The sequence below is a fragment of the Mycobacterium sp. genome, from assembly GCF_025933915.1.
Taxonomy (GTDB): domain Bacteria; phylum Actinomycetota; class Actinomycetes; order Mycobacteriales; family Mycobacteriaceae; genus Mycobacterium.
The window spans coordinates 20,481-38,641 of sequence record NZ_JAICZA010000013.1 but is presented as its reverse complement, the minus strand read 5'-3'; the positions used below and the strand labels follow the sequence as shown (position 1 = coordinate 38,641).

Here is an 18,161-nt window from a genome sequence, read left to right as displayed (position 1 = left end):
GTGATCAGCGCTTGCCCGGTGGGCGAGCGCCGCGAGCGATACCCAAACCTTTAACGGGTGCTTCGGGCTTTGCTGCGTCGCCCTCGGCTGCCTTTGCCGGCTCCGCTTTGGGCGCCGCCTCGGGTTCGGCGTCCGCCTGTTCCGCTGGTTGAGTCTGCGCCTTCGGGGTCTCCGCCTTCGCCTCGGTTGCCGGTGCCGCTTTCTTGGCCCCAGGTCGCTTGGCGCCCGCGGCCAGACCCAGGCCCTTCACCGGCGCAGCGGGCGCCTTGGCCTCGGTCTCGGCCGCCTCGGCCTTGGGTGCCTCGGCTTGGGGTGTCTCGGCCTTGGCGGGTGCCGCCTTCTTCGCCCCGGGACGCTTGGCGCCGCCGGCGATGCCCAGACCCTTCACCGGCGCGGGGGGCGCGGCCGCCTCGGCCTTGCCTGCCCCGCCTTCTGTGGCGGGTGCCGCTTTCTTGGCGCCGGGTCGCTTCGCGCCTCCGGCGATCCCCAGCCCCTTCACGGGTGCGGCGGGAGCCGCAGTGGTCTCGGCCTTCGGGGCCGCCTCGGCGGGCGCCTCGGTGGGGGCGGTCGCCGAGGCCGCGGCTGCCTCGGCCGTGGGCGCCGCCGCGGCCTGTTGAGACGCCCGCGCGCCGGCCCTTTCGGAGGCTTCCTTGGCGGCCGTGCCCTTTTCGGGCAGCGTCGCCTTGTCGTACTCAAGAGACGCGAGCAGGATCTGGGCGACGTCGAGCACCTCGACGCCCGTGCGCCCGGCCTCGTCCTGGCGGTCGTTGACGCCGTCGGTGATCATCACCCGGCAGAAGGGGCACGCGGTGGCGATGGTGGTGGCCCCGGTGGCCAGCGCCTCGTCGACGCGTTCGTGGTTGATCCGCTTGCCGATGTGTTCTTCCATCCACATCCGCGCGCCACCGGCCCCGCAGCAGAAGCTGCGTTCGCGGTTGCGTGGCATCTCGGTCAGGTCTGCGCCGGCGGCCCCGATCAACTCGCGAGGCGGGTCGTAGATCTTGTTGTGCCGGCCCAGGTAGCAGGGGTCGTGATAGGTGATGGACTGGGACACCGGGGACACGGGCACCAGCCTGTTGTCCCGGACCAGCCGGTTCAGCAGCTGGGTGTGGTGCAAGACCGAATACTCCGCGCCGAGCTGGCGGTATTCGCGGCCCAGGGTGTTGAAGCAGTGGGGGCAGCTCACCACGATCTTGCGGTCGACGGTCTCGGTGCCCTCGAACAGTCCGTCCAGGGTCTGCACGGCCTGCTGCGCCAGCTGCTGGAACAAAAACTCGTTGCCCGAGCGGCGCGCGGAGTCACCGTTGCAGGACTCGCCGGTGCCCAGCACCAGGTACTTCACCCCGGCGACGGCCAGCAGCTCGGCGACGGCCTTGGTGGTCTTCTTGGCCTTGTCGTCATAGGCGCCGGCGCAGCCCACCCAGAACAGGTATTCGTAGCCGTCGAAGCTGTCGACGTCCTCGCCGTAGACCGGTACGTCGAAGTCGACCTCGTCGATCCACTTGGTGCGGTCGGAGGCGTTCTGGCCCCACGGGTTGCCCTTGCTTTCCAGGTTCTTGAACAGCACCGACAGTTCCGAGGGGAACTCGGACTCCATCATCACCTGGTAGCGGCGCATGTCGATGATGTGATCGACGTGCTCGATGTCCACCGGACACTGCTCGACGCAGGCCCCGCAGGACACGCACGACCACAGCACATCGGGGTCGATGACGCCGCCCTGTTCCTCGGTGCCGACCAGCGGCCGGGTGGCCTGCTCGGGGCCGGAGCCCATGACGCGGCCGAAGCCCGCCTCGGGAACGTGATGGCCGTCGTCGTGCGCGGCCTCAGCGTCGAAACCGTCGGTGGGCTGCGGCGTTTGGCCCAGGATGTAGGGCGCCTTGGCCAGCCAGTGGTCGCGCAGATCCATGATGAGGAGCTTGGGCGAGAGCGGCTTGCCGGTGTTCCACGCCGGGCACTGCGACTGGCAGCGCCCACACTCGGTGCAGGTGGCGAAGTCCAGCATGGCCTTCCAGCTGAAGTCCTCGATCTTCCCGCGCCCGAATGTTGCGTCGTCGGGCGGGTTTTCGAAGTCGATCGGCTTGCCGTCGTGTTCCAGCGGCAGCAGCGGGCCGAGTCCGTCGGGCAGCCGCTTGAAGATCACGTTGATCGGCGCCGAGAAGATGTGCAGGTGCTTGGAGTGCAGCACGATGATCAGGAACGCCAGCATGACCGCGATGTGCAGCAGCAGGGCCGTCGTTTCGATGATTTCGTTGGCGGGTTGGCCCAGCGGCCGCAGGATGACGCCGAACAGTTGCGACAGGAAGGCGCCGTTGCCGTAGGGCAGCGTGCCGTTGTTGACCGCGGCTCCGCGCACGAACACGTAGGTGAACACGACGTTGAAGATCATGAACAGGACCAGCCAGGCACCGCCGGTGTGCGAGCCATAGAACCGTGAGTCGCGGCCGTAATCCTTTGGCTCGGTGCGCAGCCGGATGACGGCGAAGGTGGCGATGCCGAGGAAGACGGCGGTCGCGAAGAAGTCCTGTAGGAAGCCCAGCGCGTCCCACCGCCCGATGAACGGGATGTGGAAGTTGTCCTGGAAGAGCAGCCCGTAGGCCTCGATATACACCGTGAGCAGGATGAAGAATCCCCACATGGTGAAGAAGTGCGCCAGGCCGGGGATCGTCCATCTGAGCATGCGGCGCTGCCCGAAGACCTCGGAGACCTCGGCCCAGATTCGCTTGACGGGTTTGTCGATGCGCCCCGGCGCCGACCTGCCGGCCGTGACCAGCTTGGTCAGCCACAGGACCCGCCGTGCGGCGAGCGCGACCACGAGCACCGTCATGCCCATGCCCACGACCAGTCTGATGAGCATCTGCGTCGTCACAGAAGATCTCCCCAATGCCTAGGTAATTCGGCCGGTGCTTTATCTGCCTGCTTAAGCCCCGCTCATCGTCGCATCCTCGCCGCTTTCGCCGCGAGAAAGGCTGCCCTAACTTTCCGTTCGTCGGCGCCTCTGGCCTGGCGATTGATGTCTACTCACGGAGTGTGACGTTCGTCGGAGTGATGAGCGCCACCGAATTTCGCCGAATGACCCTTTTCCCGGGCCCTTTTCGGCCCGGGCGCAATCGTTCGTGTCAGCGCCCGAATGGGGGTTGGAAGATGGGTGGGAACGGTCGCGTGCGTGTGGTCGACGGCGCGGCGGTGGTCGTGGTCACCTGCGATGTCGTGGTGGGCGGCGCGGTGGTGGTCGTCGTGGTGCTCGGCGGAGGCGTGGTCGTCGTGGTCGACGGCTCCGGCGGCGCCGTCGTGGTGGTGGTGGTGGCCGGCGCCTCGCTGGACGGTGGCGGCGGCGCCGGAACCACGGTGACGGTGGTGCTGTCATTCGGCCCGGTGATGGTCACCGTTTGCGGCGGCGCCGATGGGCTCGGCGGCGACGTGGGAGGGCCCGGGGTGGACTTCGTCATCAGCAGGCCGATCGCCAACGCCGCGGCCACCAGCACCGCCACGACCGCCCCGGCCACGGTCAGCACCAGCGCCGTGCGCTTGTACCAGGGCAGCCCGTCCTGCTCGGGATACTCGAATTCGCTCGCCTCACCGGCATATTCGCCGGTGGCGTCGCGTCCGGTGTAGGGCACCGGCTCGTCGGAGTCGGCGTCTTGCGACCACGCCAGGGCGTCATCCACGTCGGTGGCTTGCGCGGCCCACGCGGCCTGGGTCATGCCGACGCCGGCGGCGCCGACCATCTCGGTCGGTGTCTCCACGGCGGCGCCCGCGACGGTCGGAGCACCCCCCGATGCGTACTGCGCACCAAGCGCCGCCGCGCCCAGCGCGGCGAGCAAGGCCGGCTGCGCCGTGCTGCGGACCGGCACGCCAAAGCGCTGGGACAACCGCGCGGTGATCAACGGGATGCTCGCGCCGCCGCCGACGATCGCCACGGCGCGCACGTTGGTGGCCGGAATCCCGTTGCGCCGCAACGTGTCTTGAAGCGACGCGAGAAACCGGTCCAGCGGTGGGGAGATCAGTTGCTCGAACTCGGTGCGGGTCAGTTGGGCGACCTCACCGGAAGCCCCCGCGACGGTGCTCACCGCGGCCGTCGACAGTTGCTCCTTGGCGCGCCGGCATGCGCCGAGCAGGCGGGTCTGCGACCCCATCCGCGCGGTGCCGCCCAGGACGGCGGTGCTGACATCGGCGGCCAGCAGGTGATCGACGATGAGCTGATCGATCGCGTCGCCGGAGAAATCGGTGTGCCGCACGGCCGGGCCGACCGGCGCAAATCCCGCGTGGGCGTCGACGACCGTGATGGTGCTGCCGCCGGCGCCGAAGTCGCACAGCGCGATGACGCCGTCGGCCGGGAATCCCGGTGTGCCGCGCAGCGCCGCGAGCGCGGCCGTGGCGTCGGAAACCAGCATCGGTGCGACCCCGCCACGTGCGAGGTCCGACTGGGCGAAGAATTCCTCGCGCAGCGCCGCGAACTGTTCGTCGGACCAGTAGGCGGGCACCGCGATGGTGATCGGGGTTCCGTAGCCGACCGCGCGGGCCATCGCCTCGATCGCCTCGACCGTCAGCGCCGCGCCGAGGTACTTGGTGCCGTCAGCCGCCACCAACGGAGCCCGGTCGCCGACCCGCTCGACGAACCCCCGCAGCACCAGGCCGGGTGTCGCCAGGTTCGGATTCTCTTCCGGCAGGCCAACTTCGGTGGGCCGCTGCTCGAACAAGGTCAACACCGAGCTGCGGGTTACCGGAGCGCTGCCCGCACGGGCCGCCACCAGGTTGGCCACCCCGATCGATAGCCCGAGCGACTCGCTCATGTCCGCACCCCTGTGTCAGTTGTCCCCGTGGATTGCAGCGAGTCTAGGGCGCCGTCCCCGCCGCGCCGCCGAACGTGATCGGCCTGCCGTCGACTCGCTAACGCAGGCCCGGCGGCACCGTGATGACCGTCGGCACCTGCGGAATGGTGATCACCGGTGGCAGCTGCGGCAGATGGTGGCGATGCGAGGGCTGCTGCGTCTGTGTTCCGGTGGGCTGCTGCTGCGTCGGCTGCTGAGCCGGCGGCTGTTCTTCCGCGCTACTGCTGGGCGAGGTCGTGGTCGTCGGCGTCGTCGTGGTCGTCGTGGTGGTGCTCGTCGTGCTCGTCGTCGACGTGGGGGCGTGGTTGACGGACTGATCTCCCTGAATGAGCTCGATGATGCCGAACACGATCAGCGCGATCAGGATGACGACGGAGAGCAGCCAGGCGACGAGCATCCCCGGCTTGCGATACCAGGGTTTCGGCTCGGCTTCCTGGTCGAAGGGGTCGACGCCATCGGGTGGCTCGAACCCATGCGGCGGCTGGGGCGGGAAATTCGGTGGCGGGACTTCACCGGTCGGCGGCTCGCTCACGCCGAAGTCGGCATGCTGCGTGGGCCGGTTGTGGAAGTCATCGCGTGGACCGTTGGATGCCACGGCACCGATGGTACTGACCGCGCCTGCCAATCTCCTGATGGCAGTCCTTCAATCGGTGCGGCGGCCGCACTCAGAAGGTGTTGACCTTGTCGATGCTGACGAACATGCCGTGCTTGGTCTGGTCGTTGGTGAAGCGGGTGCCGTCGACGTTGGCGATGATCGTCCAGCCCTGGGCGGCGTAGGTCTGGTAGTCGATCTTGACGGTCGGGATGGCCCCCAGGTTGCCCAGCACCCACTGCACCTTGCCGCCGGTGGTGATGCTGACGCCGTTGGCGTGCTCACCGTCCTGCAGCGGGGAGTTGGTGAAGGGCGCCTCGCAGCCGACGGCGTCCTTGTTGATCTGGCAGCGCGTCACGCCGGATTTGGTCTCGATGAAGACGTAGCCGTTCTGATCGGGTGGCAGCGGGATGGCGCCGGCCGCGTTCGTGGGGCCCGTCGGCGCGATCGGAGCCCCCGGGGCGGGCGCGGCGGTCGCCGAGGGCGACGACGGTGTGGAGCGGGGCGTGGGGAAGGACGGCTCGCCTGCGCCCGGCCCGGGCGAGGCCACCGGCCGGCCGCCGATGACGGAGCTGCAGCCGGACACCGGCCCCGAACCGACGAACAGGGTTACGAGCAGCAGCGAACCACCGGCCAGGCTCCGCCGCGCATTATCCGACAACCGCACCCGCCGCTCCCCAGACGATTCGAATAGCGCACTCAGGTTACTCATGCACGGTCGACGGTCGCTGCACTCGACGGCCTATCGATGCGGCGCCGATGGTGAAGTTTTATCGCCGCGTGACCGACCCCGGGAACAACACGCGACCGTGGGCCGTTAGCATGATCGACAAGTTGAGTGAACCAGACTCAAGATGGGTTTGACAGCCCGCAGCCCCCAGGGGCAGGCTTGAGCGGGGTTCACTCAGCATAGTGGCACCAAACAGGCTCTACACAATCAGGAGGAATCACTATGGCTCGTGCGGTCGGTATCGACCTCGGGACCACCAACTCCGTCGTCGCAGTTCTCGAGGGCGGTGACCCCGTCGTGGTCGCCAACTCCGAGGGCTCGCGGACCACCCCGTCTGTCGTCGCATTCGCGCGCAACGGCGAGGTGCTCGTCGGCCAGCCCGCCAAGAACCAGGCGGTCACCAACGTCGACCGCACCATCCGTTCGGTCAAGCGGCACATGGGCACCGACTGGTCCATCGAGATCGATGACAAGAAATACACCGCCCAGGAGATCAGCGCCCGCGTGCTGATGAAGCTGAAGCGCGACGCCGAGGCATACCTGGGTGAGGACATCGCCGACGCGGTCATCACCGTGCCGGCGTACTTCAACGACGCCCAGCGTCAGGCGACCAAGGAGGCCGGCCAGATCGCCGGCCTGAACGTGCTGCGCATCGTCAACGAGCCGACGGCCGCCGCACTGGCTTACGGCCTGGACAAGGGTGAGAAGGAACAGACCATCCTGGTCTTCGACCTCGGGGGCGGCACGTTCGACGTCTCGCTGCTCGAGATCGGCGAGGGTGTGGTCGAGGTCCGTGCCACCAGCGGTGACAACCACCTCGGTGGGGACGACTGGGATGACCGCGTCGTCGAGTGGCTCGTCGACAAGTTCAAGGGCACCAGTGGTATTGACCTGACCAAGGACAAGATGGCGATGCAGCGGCTGCGTGAGGCCGCGGAGAAGGCCAAGATCGAGCTCTCGAGTTCGCAGGGCACGTCGATCAACCTGCCTTACATCACCGTCGACGCGGACAAGAACCCGCTGTTCCTCGACGAGCAGCTGACCCGCGCCGAATTCCAGCGCATCACACAGGATCTGCTGGACCGCACCCGTCAGCCCTTCCAGTCCGTGATCAAGGACGCCGGTATCTCGGTCTCCGAGATCGACCACGTGGTCCTGGTGGGTGGTTCCACCCGGATGCCCGCGGTGTCGGAACTGGTCAAGGAGATGACCGGCGGCAAGGAACCCAACAAGGGCGTCAACCCCGACGAGGTTGTGGCCGTGGGTGCCGCGCTGCAGGCGGGTGTCCTCAAGGGCGAGGTGAAAGACGTTCTGCTGCTTGATGTTACGCCGCTGAGCCTGGGTATTGAGACCAAGGGTGGCGTGATGACCAAGCTCATCGAACGCAACACCACGATCCCGACCAAGCGGTCGGAGACCTTCACCACGGCCGATGACAACCAGCCGTCGGTGCAGATCCAGGTGTACCAGGGTGAGCGCGAAATCGCTTCGCACAACAAGCTGCTCGGCTCCTTCGAGTTGACCGGCATCCCACCGGCGCCCCGCGGCGTTCCGCAGATCGAGGTCACCTTCGACATCGACGCCAACGGCATCGTGCACGTCACGGCCAAGGACAAGGGCACCGGCAAGGAGAACACGATCAAAATCCAGGAGGGCTCCGGCCTGTCCAAGGAGGAGATCGACCGGATGATCAAGGACGCCGAGGCGCACGCCGAGGAGGACCGTCAGCGTCGCGAGGAGGCCGACGTCCGCAACCAGGCGGAATCGCTGGTCTACCAGACGGAGAAGTTCGTCGCCGAACAACGGGGCGCCGAAGGCGGCTCGAAGGTTCCCGAGGACACGCTGTCCAAGGTCGACGCCGCGATCGCCGAGGCCAAGACGGCCCTGGCCGGCACCGACATCACCGCGATCAAGTCGGCGATGGAGAAGCTGGGCCAGGAGTCGCAGGCGCTCGGGCAGGCGATCTACGAGGCCACCCAGGCCGGTGGCGATCAGGCCGACGCGTCCGGCGGGCCGTCGGGTTCCGCCGACGACGTCGTGGACGCGGAGGTGGTCGACGATGACCGGGAGTCCAAGTGACAGAAGGCAATCCACAGGAACAGGTGACCGTCACCGACAAGCGGCGAATCGATCCTGAGACCGGCGAAGTACGGCAGGTCCCTCCCGGCGGCACGCCGGGAGGGACGGCCCCGGGGGCGTTCGCGGGCGAAAGCGCGGAGGAGTCCGGCAAGGCGGCCGAGCTGCTCGGCGATCTGCAGCGGGTCCAGGCCGACTTCGCCAACTACCGCAAGCGGGCGCTGCGTGACCAGCAGGCCGCGGCGGACCGGGCCAAGGCCGCCGTCGTGAGCCAATTGCTGGGCGTGCTCGACGATCTCGACCGGGCGCGCAAGCACGGCGACCTGGAGTCGGGCCCGCTGAAGGCGGTGGGCGACAAGCTCGTGGACGCGCTGACCGGGCTCGGCCTGACGGCGTTCGGCGAGGAGGGCGAAGACTTCGACCCGGTGCTGCACGAAGCCGTGCAGCACGAGGGCGACGGCTCCCGCCCGGTGATCGGCACCGTCATGCGGCAGGGCTACAAGCTCGGCGACCAAATCCTGCGCCACGCCATGGTCGGTGTCGTCGACACCGTCGCCGACGGCGCCGCCGAACCGGCGGCGACCGGTGAGGCGCAGGAATCCGGACCGGCCGAATCGGACGATAACGCCGGCACACCCGGTGACTAGCCCACACAATCAGCACAACAAAATCAGAAAGGTGAGGGGGTGACGCGACATGGCCCAGCGTGAATGGGTCGAAAAAGACTTCTACAAGGAGCTCGGCGTCTCCTCTGACGCCAGTCCCGAAGAGATCAAGCGCGCCTACCGCAAGTTGGCGCGCGATCTGCATCCGGACGCCAACCCGGACAATCCCGCCGCCGGTGAACGATTCAAAGCGGTGTCGGAGGCGCACAACGTGCTGTCCGATCCCGCCAAGCGCAAGGAATACGACGAAACCCGAAGGCTGTTCGCCGGCGGGGGTTTTGGCGGGCGCCGGTTCGACGGTGGGGGCTTCGGCGGCTTCAACGTCGGCGGCGATGGGGCGGAGTTCAACCTCAACGATTTGTTCGATGCCGCCGGCCGAAGCGGCGGCACCAATATCGGCGACCTGTTCGGCGGGTTGTTCGGGCGCGGTTCGAGCGCCCGTCCCAGCCGGCCGCGCCGCGGCAACGACCTCGAGACCGAGACCCAGTTGGATTTCGTCGAGGCCGCCAAGGGCGTGGCGATGCCGCTGCGGCTGACCAGCCCCGCGCCGTGCACCAACTGCCATGGCAGCGGGGCGCGGCCGGGCACCAGCCCGAAGGTGTGTCCCACCTGCAACGGCTCCGGCGTGATCAACCGCAACCAGGGCGCGTTCGGGTTCTCCGAACCCTGCACCGATTGCCGCGGCAGCGGCTCGATCATCGAGCACCCTTGCGACGAGTGCAAGGGCACCGGGGTCACCACCCGCACCCGCACCATCAACGTGCGGATCCCGCCCGGGGTCGAGGACGGACAGCGGATCCGGCTGCCCGGCCAGGGTGAAGCGGGGTTGCGGGGCGCGCCGTCGGGCGACCTGTATGTGACGGTGCACGTGCGGTCGGACAAGGTGTTCGGGCGCGATGGCGACGACCTGACCGTGACCGTTCCGGTCAGCTTCACCGAATTGGCTTTGGGTTCAACGATTTCGGTGCCCACACTGGACGGGAAAGTCGGTGTTCGGGTGCCCAAGGGGACCTCCGACGGCCGCATCCTGCGGGTGCGTGGACGCGGTGTGCCCAAGCGCAGCGGCGGCAACGGGGACCTGCTGGTCACCGTGAAGGTGGCCGTGCCACCGAACCTGGAGGGCGACGCTCAGGAGGCGCTGGAGGCGTACGCGGCCGCCGAGCGCTCCAGTGGCTTTGACCCACGGGCTGGATGGGCGGGTAACCGGTGATGGCCAAGAACCAGAAAGGGCACGAGACGCGGACCTTCCTGATCTCGGTCGCCGCCGAGCTGGCCGGCATGCACGCCCAAACACTGCGCACCTACGACCGTCTCGGCCTGGTCAGCCCACGCCGCACTACCGGTGGGGGACGCCGCTATTCGGAGCACGACGTGGATCTGCTGCGCGAGGTGCAACGGCTCTCGCAGGACGAGGGCGTCAACCTCGCCGGGATCAAGCGCATCATCGAGCTGACCAATCACGTGGAGGCGCTGCAGGCGCGGGTGCGGGAGCTGACCGAGGAGTTGGCGCAGACGCGTGCCAGCAGCCAGCGCCGCGATGTGGCGGTGGTGCCCAAGAGCACCGCGCTGGTCGTGTGGCAGCCGCGCCGGGGGCGCTAGGCCACGCGGATCGAAAACTGCGTCACCGCCGGTTCGCCCGGCCGCGCACAGCGATAGCCGCCACGGCGCAGCGCGTCGGTCGGCGCGGTCATCGGCTCGAAGCACACGATGGCCTTGTCGGGGTCCTCGGCCGCCGGCGCGAAGATCTGCGCCGCCGGGTAGCCCCGCTCGAAATGCACCTCGAGGCGGCGTCCGCCGCCGGACACCGCGAACACCGCGCCGTCGTTCACCTGATCGTAGGCATCGTCGAAAGTCTTGTCGCACAGCGTTTCCCGCCGCTCTGGCTGCGGAGTGGACTCGCCGGTGGGCAACCCCTTGTCGTCGAGGCCCAGGTGCCGCAGCGCCGGTGTCTCGATGACCCATTCGCGTCGGGGCACACCCGGCAGCTGCAGGTAGGGATGAAACCCGAAGCACAGCGGCACCGCCGGCGCGGCGGTGGCGTCGACGGTGGTCCGCACCGTCAGCGTGCGGTCGGCCAGCCGCACCGCCACCGTCAGCACGTGCGGATACGGGAAGCTGGCCAGCAGTCGGGGATCGGCGCCGAAATCCACCCGCGCGGTCAATTCGTTGGCGGTTTCGTCGGTCACCCGCCAGCCGGGATAGGCGGCCAGGACGCCGTGCAGGGGCAACCCGTTTGGGTCGGCGCGCACCCCGTTTTCGCCCGGTGTCAGGGTGACCGTCACGCCCTGCGCGGCATAGGCGTTCTCGCCCAACCGGTTTGCCCACGGATACAGGATCGGGATCCCCATCGTCTTGCCGTCGGTGATGTAGGCGTCCAGGCCGCGGCGCTGGCCGAGCAGCTCTACGCCCGCGTCGCTCAGCGACGTGCCGATCATGCCCGCCTCGGGGACGAACTGCGCGGTTACCGAGGACTCGGGATCGCGCAGGGTGACGACATGCATGGCTACCTCCAGAGCGGATCGTGCTGAATGCGTTCGGGCGGAGCGCCTTTGGCGATCAGGGCGGACTTGGTGGCGCCGACCATCGCCGGCCCGCCGCAGATCAGGATCTGCCGGTCTCCCCAGCCGCCGTACTTGGTCACCACGTCGGGCAGCCGTCCGATCTGGTGCACATGCAGGCCCCGCGGCGGGGTGACGTCGGCATAGTCGGCGGCCCAGGCCGGGTCGGCGTTGTACTCCGAAACCGGCGAGACCGACAGCCACGAATTGTGCGACGCGACCTGCCACAAGGTGGGCAGGTCGTAGAGTTCGCAGCGGTAGCGCGCGCCGAAGAACAGATGTATCCGGGGGTTCACCGCGTGCCGGGCCAGGTCCATGATCAGCGCCCGCAGCGGCGCCAGACCCGTGCTGCCCGCGACCATCAGGACGTCGCCGCCCTCTCGGTCGACGCCCAGGCCGCCGTGCGGGCTGGACAGCCGCCAGCGGTCGCCGGGCCGCGTCTCGTTGACGATCGCGGTGCTGACCAGGCCGCCGGGGACCAGGCGGACGTGGAACTCGATCCCGCCGCCGGGATCGGCCGGGATGGCGGGGCTCAGATACCGCCAGCGGCGCGGGCATTGCGGGACATGGGCGTCGACGTATTGCCCGGGGTGGTAGTGCATGGGCTGGTCGAGCTGCAGCCGCACGACCGCCAGGTCCCGGGACACCCGCATGTGCTCGATGACGGTGCCGTCCCACCAGGCGGGTCCCTCCTCGGCGTCCGCCGCGCCGCTCATCACCCCGGTGATCAGGTTCAGTGACTGCCTGGCCGCCTCGTCGACGGGGCCGGTCCAGGCCGCGCCCAGGTGCGAGCGCAGCGTCGCCAATAACGCGCGACCCAGGGTTTCGTAATGGTGTGGCAGCACACCGTATTTGCGATGGTCCCGTCCGAGTTGGGCCAAAAACGTCACCGGTTCCTGGGCGCGCCGCGCCACCAGCTCGCCGTACACCCAGTGCAAGGCGTGGCCGAAAGCGACGCGCTGGGCCCCCATTTCGGGTGGGAACAGGTCGCGTACCGAGGCATCGAGGGCGAACCAGTGGGTGTAGAAGCGGTGGACGAGGTCACCGGAATCACCCTGGGAGCCCGAGTGGCCCGCGTCGTCCGGGTCGAAAGCGTCGCGCAGCACGCGCAACGCTTGGACGTCCTCGAGGCTCACGGGCCCCGATTCTAGGCTCGGATGCCGGTGACTCAGCCTTGCCGGACGATGTTGGCGGTCCCGGCGTTGACGATCTTGGGTGAACCCCAGTGGTAGACAACGACGTTGCCGGTTCCGGATGCGCTCACCGCGTCCGTGCTGTCGACCGCGACGCGGTTGCCGCTACCCGAGACGGTGACGCTGGCGCAGTGCCCGGTGAGGGTGATGGTGTTGTTCTTTCCGCTCACCGACAGATAGCCGGCGTGGCAGGGCAGCGCCTTGGTCGCACCGGCGCCGCTGACCTGCAGCGTCCCGGCGTCCGGCACCTCCGTCGACTGGCTGCCGTTGGCGAGGTCGGTGCGCACCCCGACGGAGACGAGCCCGGCGAGCGCCAGTACGGCGGCGAGGGCGGCCAGCCATAAGCCGGCGCCTCGGCGCGGGGTTGGGGCGAGTTCGGCGCCGGCCTGGTCGGGGTGCTCGGTCGTCTGCGTCATCGCCACGGGGGTACCCCGTACACCGTATTGTCCAAAACTCGATAGAGTTGAGCGGAACAGACTCAACCTTGACGACGTTGGACAAGCAGACAAGCATTTTTGCCAGCTCCTTTTCGACCCGAATGGAGGTGTCGTGGACTCTTTCAACCCGACCACCAAGACCCAAGCGGCGCTGACCTCGGCGTTGCAGGCGGCCTCGGCCGCCGGTAACCCCGAGATCCGGCCCGCTCACCTGTTGATGGCCTTGCTGACGCAGGCGGACGGCATCGCCGCGCCTCTGCTGCAAGCCGTGGGCGTCGAACCCGCTGCCATTCGCGCCGAAGCCGAGCACCTGCTCGAGCAGCTGCCGCAGGCCAGCGGCGCCAGCTCGCAACCCCAGCTGTCCCGCGAGTCGCTGGCGGCCATCACCACCGCCCAGCACCTGGCCACCGAGATGGACGACGAATACGTCTCCACCGAACACCTGATGGTGGGCCTGGCCACCGGCGACTCCGAGGTCGCCAAGCTGCTCACCGGCCATGGCGCATCGCCGCAGGCGCTGCGGGAGGCGTTCGTCAAGGTCCGCGGCAGCGCCCGGGTCACCAGCGCCGACCCCGAGGCCACCTATCAGGCGCTGGAGAAGTACTCCACCGACCTGACCGCGCGCGCCCGCGAAGGCAAACTCGACCCGGTCATCGGCCGCGACAACGAGATTCGCCGCGTCGTGCAGGTATTGAGCCGGCGCACCAAGAACAACCCGGTGCTCATCGGCGAGCCCGGCGTCGGAAAGACCGCGATCGTGGAGGGCCTGGCCCAGCGCATCGTCGCCGGCGACGTGCCGGAGAGCCTGCGCGACAAGACCGTCATCAGCCTGGATCTCGGCTCGATGGTGGCCGGCGCGAAGTACCGCGGCGAGTTCGAGGAACGCCTCAAGGCCGTCCTCGACGACATCAAGAACTCCGCCGGCCAGATCATCACCTTCATCGACGAGCTGCACACCATCGTCGGCGCCGGGGCGACCGGCGAGGGCGCGATGGACGCCGGCAACATGATCAAGCCGATGCTGGCCCGCGGCGAGCTGCGCCTGGTCGGCGCCACCACGCTCGACGAATACCGCAAGTACATCGAGAAGGACGCCGCGCTGGAGCGCCGCTTCCAGCAGGTGTTCGTGGGCGAGCCGTCGGTGGAGGACACCGTCGGCATCCTGCGCGGGCTGAAGGACCGCTACGAGGTGCACCACGGCGTGCGCATCACCGACTCGGCCCTGGTGGCCGCGGCGACGCTGTCCGACCGCTACATCACCGCACGCTTCCTGCCGGACAAGGCCATCGACCTGGTCGACGAGGCCGCCAGCCGGCTGAAGATGGAGATCGACTCGCGGCCCGTCGAGATCGACGAGGTCGAACGCCTGGTGCGCCGCCTCGAGATCGAAGAGATGGCGCTGGCCAAGGAGGAGGACGACGCGTCCAAGGAGCGGCTGGAGAAGCTGCGCTCCGAGCTGGCCGACCAGAAAGAAAAGTTGGCGGAGCTGACCACGAGATGGCAGAACGAGAAGAGCGCGATCGACGTCGTGCGCGACCTCAAGGAACAGCTCGAAGCGCTGCGCGGGGAGTCCGAGCGGGCCGAGCGCGACGGCGATCTGGCCAAGGCCGCCGAGCTGCGCTACGGACGCATCCCCGAGGTCGAGAAGAAGCTCGACGCCGCGCTTCCGCAGGCCGAGGCTCGCGAGAACGTGATGCTCAAGGAGGAGGTCGGCCCCGACGACATCGCCGATGTGGTGTCGGCGTGGACCGGCATCCCGGCCGGACGGATGCTCGAAGGCGAGACCGCGAAACTGCTGCGCATGGAAGACGAGCTGGGCAAGCGCGTCGTCGGGCAGCGCAAGGCGGTGGCGGCGGTGTCCGACGCCGTGCGGCGTGCCCGGGCCGGTGTCGCCGACCCCAACCGGCCGACCGGATCGTTCATGTTCCTCGGGCCGACCGGTGTCGGTAAGACCGAGCTGGCCAAGGCGCTGGCGGAGTTCTTGTTCGACGACGAGCGCGCGATGGTCCGCATCGACATGAGCGAATACGGCGAGAAGCACTCGGTGGCCCGCCTGGTCGGCGCCCCTCCGGGTTACGTCGGCTATGACCAGGGCGGTCAACTGACCGAGGCGGTGCGGCGGCGTCCGTACACGGTGATCCTGTTCGACGAGATCGAAAAGGCGCACCCGGACGTGTTCGACGTGCTGTTGCAGGTGCTCGACGAAGGCCGGCTCACCGACGGGCAGGGCCGCACGGTCGACTTCCGCAACACCATCCTGATCCTGACGTCCAACCTGGGATCGGGGGGCACCGAGGAGCAGGTGATGGCCGCGGTGCGGGCGGCGTTCAAGCCGGAGTTCATCAACCGGCTCGACGACGTCATCATCTTCCACGGCCTGGAGCCCGGAGAACTGGTGCAGATTGTCGATATCCAGCTGGCCCAGCTGCAGAAGCGGCTGGCCCAGCGTCGCCTCACGCTGGAGGTGTCGCTGCCGGCCAAGCAGTGGCTGGCGCATCGCGGATTCGACCCGGTCTACGGCGCGCGGCCGCTGCGCCGGCTGCTGCAGCAGGCCATCGGTGACCAGCTGGCCAAGCAGTTGTTGGCCGGCGACGTGCACGACGGGGACACCGTTCCGGTGAACGTCAGCCCGGACGGCGACTCGCTGATCCTGGGGTGAGTTGCTGCTCGAACGTCGACTTGTTGCGGGCATTTCGCGCCAACCGCGCAACAAGTCGACGTTCGGCGCATCCACACAGCGGTACGCATCAGTGGGGCGCAGCAAACCTTGATTGGGTTGTGACCTGGTCGCCTTCTGTGTTCCGGGCCAATAGCAGATACCCTGTTTTGGATGGTCCCCCTCTGGTTCACGCTCTCCGCGCTGTGCTTTGTCGGCGCGGGGGTGCTGCTGTACGTCGACGTCGATCGTCGGCGTGGGCGCAGCAGACGCCGTAAGTCGTGGGCGCGGTCGCACGGCTTCGACTACGAGCGTGAATCGACCGACATCCTCAAGCGCTGGAAGCGCGGTGTCATGTCGACGGTGGGCGACGTGGCCGCCCAGAACGTGGTGCTCGGCCAGATCCGCGGCGAGGCGGTCTACATCTTCGACCTCGAGGAAGTCGCCACGGTGATCGCGCTGCACCGCAAGGTCGGCACCAACGTCGTGGTGGACCTGCGGCTCAAGGGGCTCAAAGAGCCACGGGAAAGCGACATTTGGCTGTTGGGGGCGATCGGGCCACGGATGGTGTACTCCACCAATCTGGACGCCGCCCGCCGCGCCTGCGACCGTCGCATGGTCACCTTCGCCCACACCGCACCGGACTCGGCCGAGATCATGTGGAACGAGCAGAACTGGACGCTGGTCGCCTTGCCGATCACCAGCACCCGCACCCAATGGGACGAGGGGCTGCGCACCGTGCGTCAGTTCAACGACCTGCTGCGGGTGCTGCCGCCGCTGCCCGAGGAGACCCCGCAGGATGCCGGAGCGCCGGCGGGACCGCGCAACGCGTCGCCGAGCCGGCCGTTGGCGCCGGCGGGCCGCGCCGAGCTGCCGCCCAGGCGCCCGCAGCAGAACGTGGCGGGGCTGCTGGGCCCCGACGTCGCGCCCGGCCGCCGGGCCGCCGAGCCGGTGCGCCGCGACCAGCCGCGACCGGAGGGACGCCCGGATACGCTGCGCCGCCCACCGCCGAACGGGCGCAACGGCCATCAGGCCAGCAACTATCAGCGCTGACGGCCGGCCCTGGGTAGCCCACGGGCTCGTGGCGCCGCCGTCATTAAGATGTCGCTCATGCCTCGCCCCGTAGCTCTGATCACCGGGCCCACCTCCGGGATCGGCGCCGGGTATGCGCGGCGCCTCGCCCGCGACGGCTACGACCTGGTGCTGGTCGCCCGCGACGCCGAACGGTTGACGCGACTGGCGGACGAACTGCAGGACACCGCCGGCAACGTCGAGATTCTGCCCGCCGACCTGGGCGATCCGGCTGAGCGGCAACGGGTTTGCGAGCGCCTCGCCGCGGGAGTAGGCGTGCTGGTGAACAACGCCGGCTTCGCCACGTCCGGCGACTTCTGGGCCACCGAGCCCGCGCTGCTGCAGTCGCAGCTCGACGTCAACGTCACCGCGGTCATGCACCTCACCCGGGCGGCCCTGCCGGCCATGCTCGACGCGGGCGCCGGCACCGTCATCAACATCGCCAGCGTCGCCGGGCTGGTGCCCGGGCGGGGGTCGACGTATTCGGCGTCGAAGGCGTGGGTGATCTCGTTCAGCGAGGGCTTGTCCGTCGGACTGCAGGGCACCGGGGTTTCCGTGCACGCCGTGTGCCCGGGCTACGTGCACACCGAATTTCACGCCCGCGCCGGGATCGACATGTCCAAGTCGCCGTCGTTCATGTGGCTCGAGGTCGACGACGTGGTCAGCCAGAGCCTGGCCGACATCGCCCGCGGCAAGGTGATCAGCATTCCCGGCCTGCAGTACAAGGCGATCATCGCCGCCGAGCGCATGATCCCGCGCACCCTGATGCGCGCGGTCACCAAACGAATCGGTAGCGGCCGTGGCCGAACCTGAGCTCGAGGAGTTGGCGGAACTGGTGCGCCGGCTGGCCGTGGTGCACGGCCGGGTCACGCTGTCGTCCGGCAAGGAGGCCGACTACTACGTCGACCTGCGCCGGGCCACCCTGCATCACCGCGCGTCGGCGTTGATCGGCGCGCTGATGCGCGATCTGACCAGCGACTGGGACTACGCGGTGGTCGGCGGCCTGACCCTGGGCGCCGACCCGGTGGCCACGGCCATCATGCACGCGCCGGGACGCCCGATCGACGCCTTCGTCGTGCGTAAGTCGGCCAAAACCCATGGGATGCAACGACTTATCGAGGGATCCGAAGTTTCCGGCCGGCGGGTTCTGGTGGTCGAGGACACCAGTACCACCGGCAATTCGGCGCTCACCGCGGTGCGCGCCGTGCGGGAGGCCGGCGGCGAGGTGCTGGGGGTGGCCACCGTGGTGGACCGCGCGACCGGCGCCGCCGAGGCCATCCAGGCCGAGGGGCTGCCGTACCGCAGCGTGCTGGGCCTCGCGGAGCTGGGGCTGGGTTAGGCAAGTCTCACC

At 68.7% G+C, this 18,161-nt stretch carries 15 protein-coding genes; 8 read left to right on the top strand and 7 right to left on the bottom strand.

Annotated features, from left to right (window positions below; all coding sequences use genetic code 11):
- Nucleotides 1-4: 4 nt before the first annotated feature.
- From Q0W90_RS03625 to Q0W90_RS03610, 4 genes are all read right to left on the bottom strand, one after another.
- Nucleotides 5-2,869, bottom strand: coding sequence for a (Fe-S)-binding protein (locus tag Q0W90_RS03625; protein ID WP_297773193.1), 2,865 nt, complete (start codon nt 2,867-2,869; stop codon nt 5-7).
- Nucleotides 2,870-3,119: 250 nt separating this feature from the next.
- Complete coding sequence (locus Q0W90_RS03620; protein ID WP_297596958.1) at nt 3,120-4,793, bottom strand: Hsp70 family protein; 1,674 nt, start codon at nt 4,791-4,793, stop codon at nt 3,120-3,122.
- Nucleotides 4,794-4,890: 97 nt separating this feature from the next.
- Nucleotides 4,891-5,427 (bottom strand): hypothetical protein, encoded by a 537-nt coding sequence (locus Q0W90_RS03615; RefSeq protein WP_297596960.1) that lies wholly within the window; start codon nt 5,425-5,427, stop codon nt 4,891-4,893.
- 70 nt (nt 5,428-5,497) lie between these two features.
- A complete protein-coding gene (locus Q0W90_RS03610) occupies nt 5,498-6,091 on the bottom strand; it encodes a hypothetical protein (protein WP_297596962.1) in 594 nt (197 codons plus the stop codon).
- Between the two features lie 285 nt (nt 6,092-6,376).
- Here Q0W90_RS03610 and dnaK point away from each other — a divergent pair, with 285 nt between their 5' ends.
- The 4 genes from dnaK to Q0W90_RS03590 are packed head-to-tail and all read left to right on the top strand — an operon-like array spanning nt 6,377 to nt 10,494.
- Nucleotides 6,377-8,233 carry a molecular chaperone DnaK gene (dnaK, locus tag Q0W90_RS03605; RefSeq protein ID WP_297596964.1) on the top strand — a complete coding sequence of 619 codons (1,857 nt, stop codon included), beginning with the start codon at nt 6,377-6,379 and terminating at the stop codon, nt 8,231-8,233.
- Nucleotides 8,230-8,877: a nucleotide exchange factor GrpE gene (gene grpE / locus Q0W90_RS03600; RefSeq protein WP_297596967.1), complete on the top strand. Its 648-nt coding sequence runs from the start codon at nt 8,230-8,232 to the stop codon at nt 8,875-8,877. The genes dnaK and grpE overlap by 4 nt, the downstream gene beginning before the upstream one ends.
- A gap of 49 nt (nt 8,878-8,926) precedes the next feature.
- Nucleotides 8,927-10,105: a molecular chaperone DnaJ gene (gene dnaJ / locus Q0W90_RS03595; RefSeq protein WP_297596969.1), complete on the top strand. Its 1,179-nt coding sequence runs from the start codon at nt 8,927-8,929 to the stop codon at nt 10,103-10,105.
- Nucleotides 10,105-10,494, top strand: coding sequence for a helix-turn-helix domain-containing protein (locus tag Q0W90_RS03590; RefSeq protein WP_297596971.1), 390 nt, complete (start codon nt 10,105-10,107; stop codon nt 10,492-10,494). Before dnaJ ends, Q0W90_RS03590 begins: the two co-directional genes overlap by 1 nt.
- On the opposite strand, the gene Q0W90_RS03585 is transcribed toward Q0W90_RS03590, so the two are convergent.
- The 3 genes from Q0W90_RS03585 to Q0W90_RS03575 are packed head-to-tail and all read right to left on the bottom strand — an operon-like array spanning nt 10,491 to nt 13,062.
- Complete coding sequence (locus tag Q0W90_RS03585; protein WP_297773189.1) at nt 10,491-11,396, bottom strand: aldose 1-epimerase; 906 nt, start codon at nt 11,394-11,396, stop codon at nt 10,491-10,493. The two genes, Q0W90_RS03590 and Q0W90_RS03585, sit on opposite strands and share 4 nt — an antisense overlap.
- Before the next feature lie 2 nt (nt 11,397-11,398).
- Nucleotides 11,399-12,589: an FAD-binding oxidoreductase gene (locus Q0W90_RS03580; RefSeq protein ID WP_297773187.1), complete on the bottom strand. Its 1,191-nt coding sequence runs from the start codon at nt 12,587-12,589 to the stop codon at nt 11,399-11,401.
- 32 nt (nt 12,590-12,621) lie between these two features.
- A complete protein-coding gene (locus Q0W90_RS03575; protein WP_297596977.1) occupies nt 12,622-13,062 on the bottom strand; it encodes a DUF3060 domain-containing protein in 441 nt (146 codons plus the stop codon).
- Nucleotides 13,063-13,195: 133 nt separating this feature from the next.
- Between Q0W90_RS03575 and clpB the strand changes: the two genes are divergently transcribed.
- From clpB to pyrE, 4 genes are all read left to right on the top strand, one after another.
- A complete protein-coding gene (clpB, locus tag Q0W90_RS03570) occupies nt 13,196-15,742 on the top strand; it encodes an ATP-dependent chaperone ClpB (RefSeq protein ID WP_297773185.1) in 2,547 nt (848 codons plus the stop codon).
- A gap of 171 nt (nt 15,743-15,913) precedes the next feature.
- Nucleotides 15,914-16,792, top strand: a complete 879-nt coding sequence (gene ttfA / locus Q0W90_RS03565; RefSeq protein WP_297773183.1) for a trehalose monomycolate transport factor TtfA — start codon at nt 15,914-15,916, stop codon at nt 16,790-16,792.
- A gap of 57 nt (nt 16,793-16,849) precedes the next feature.
- Nucleotides 16,850-17,623, top strand: a complete 774-nt coding sequence (locus Q0W90_RS03560) for an SDR family oxidoreductase (RefSeq protein WP_297597928.1) — start codon at nt 16,850-16,852, stop codon at nt 17,621-17,623.
- On the top strand, nt 17,610-18,149 hold the full coding sequence (pyrE, locus tag Q0W90_RS03555; protein WP_297597931.1) for an orotate phosphoribosyltransferase: 540 nt from the start codon (nt 17,610-17,612) through the stop codon (nt 18,147-18,149). Before Q0W90_RS03560 ends, pyrE begins: the two co-directional genes overlap by 14 nt.
- Nucleotides 18,150-18,161: the final 12 nt, after the last annotated feature.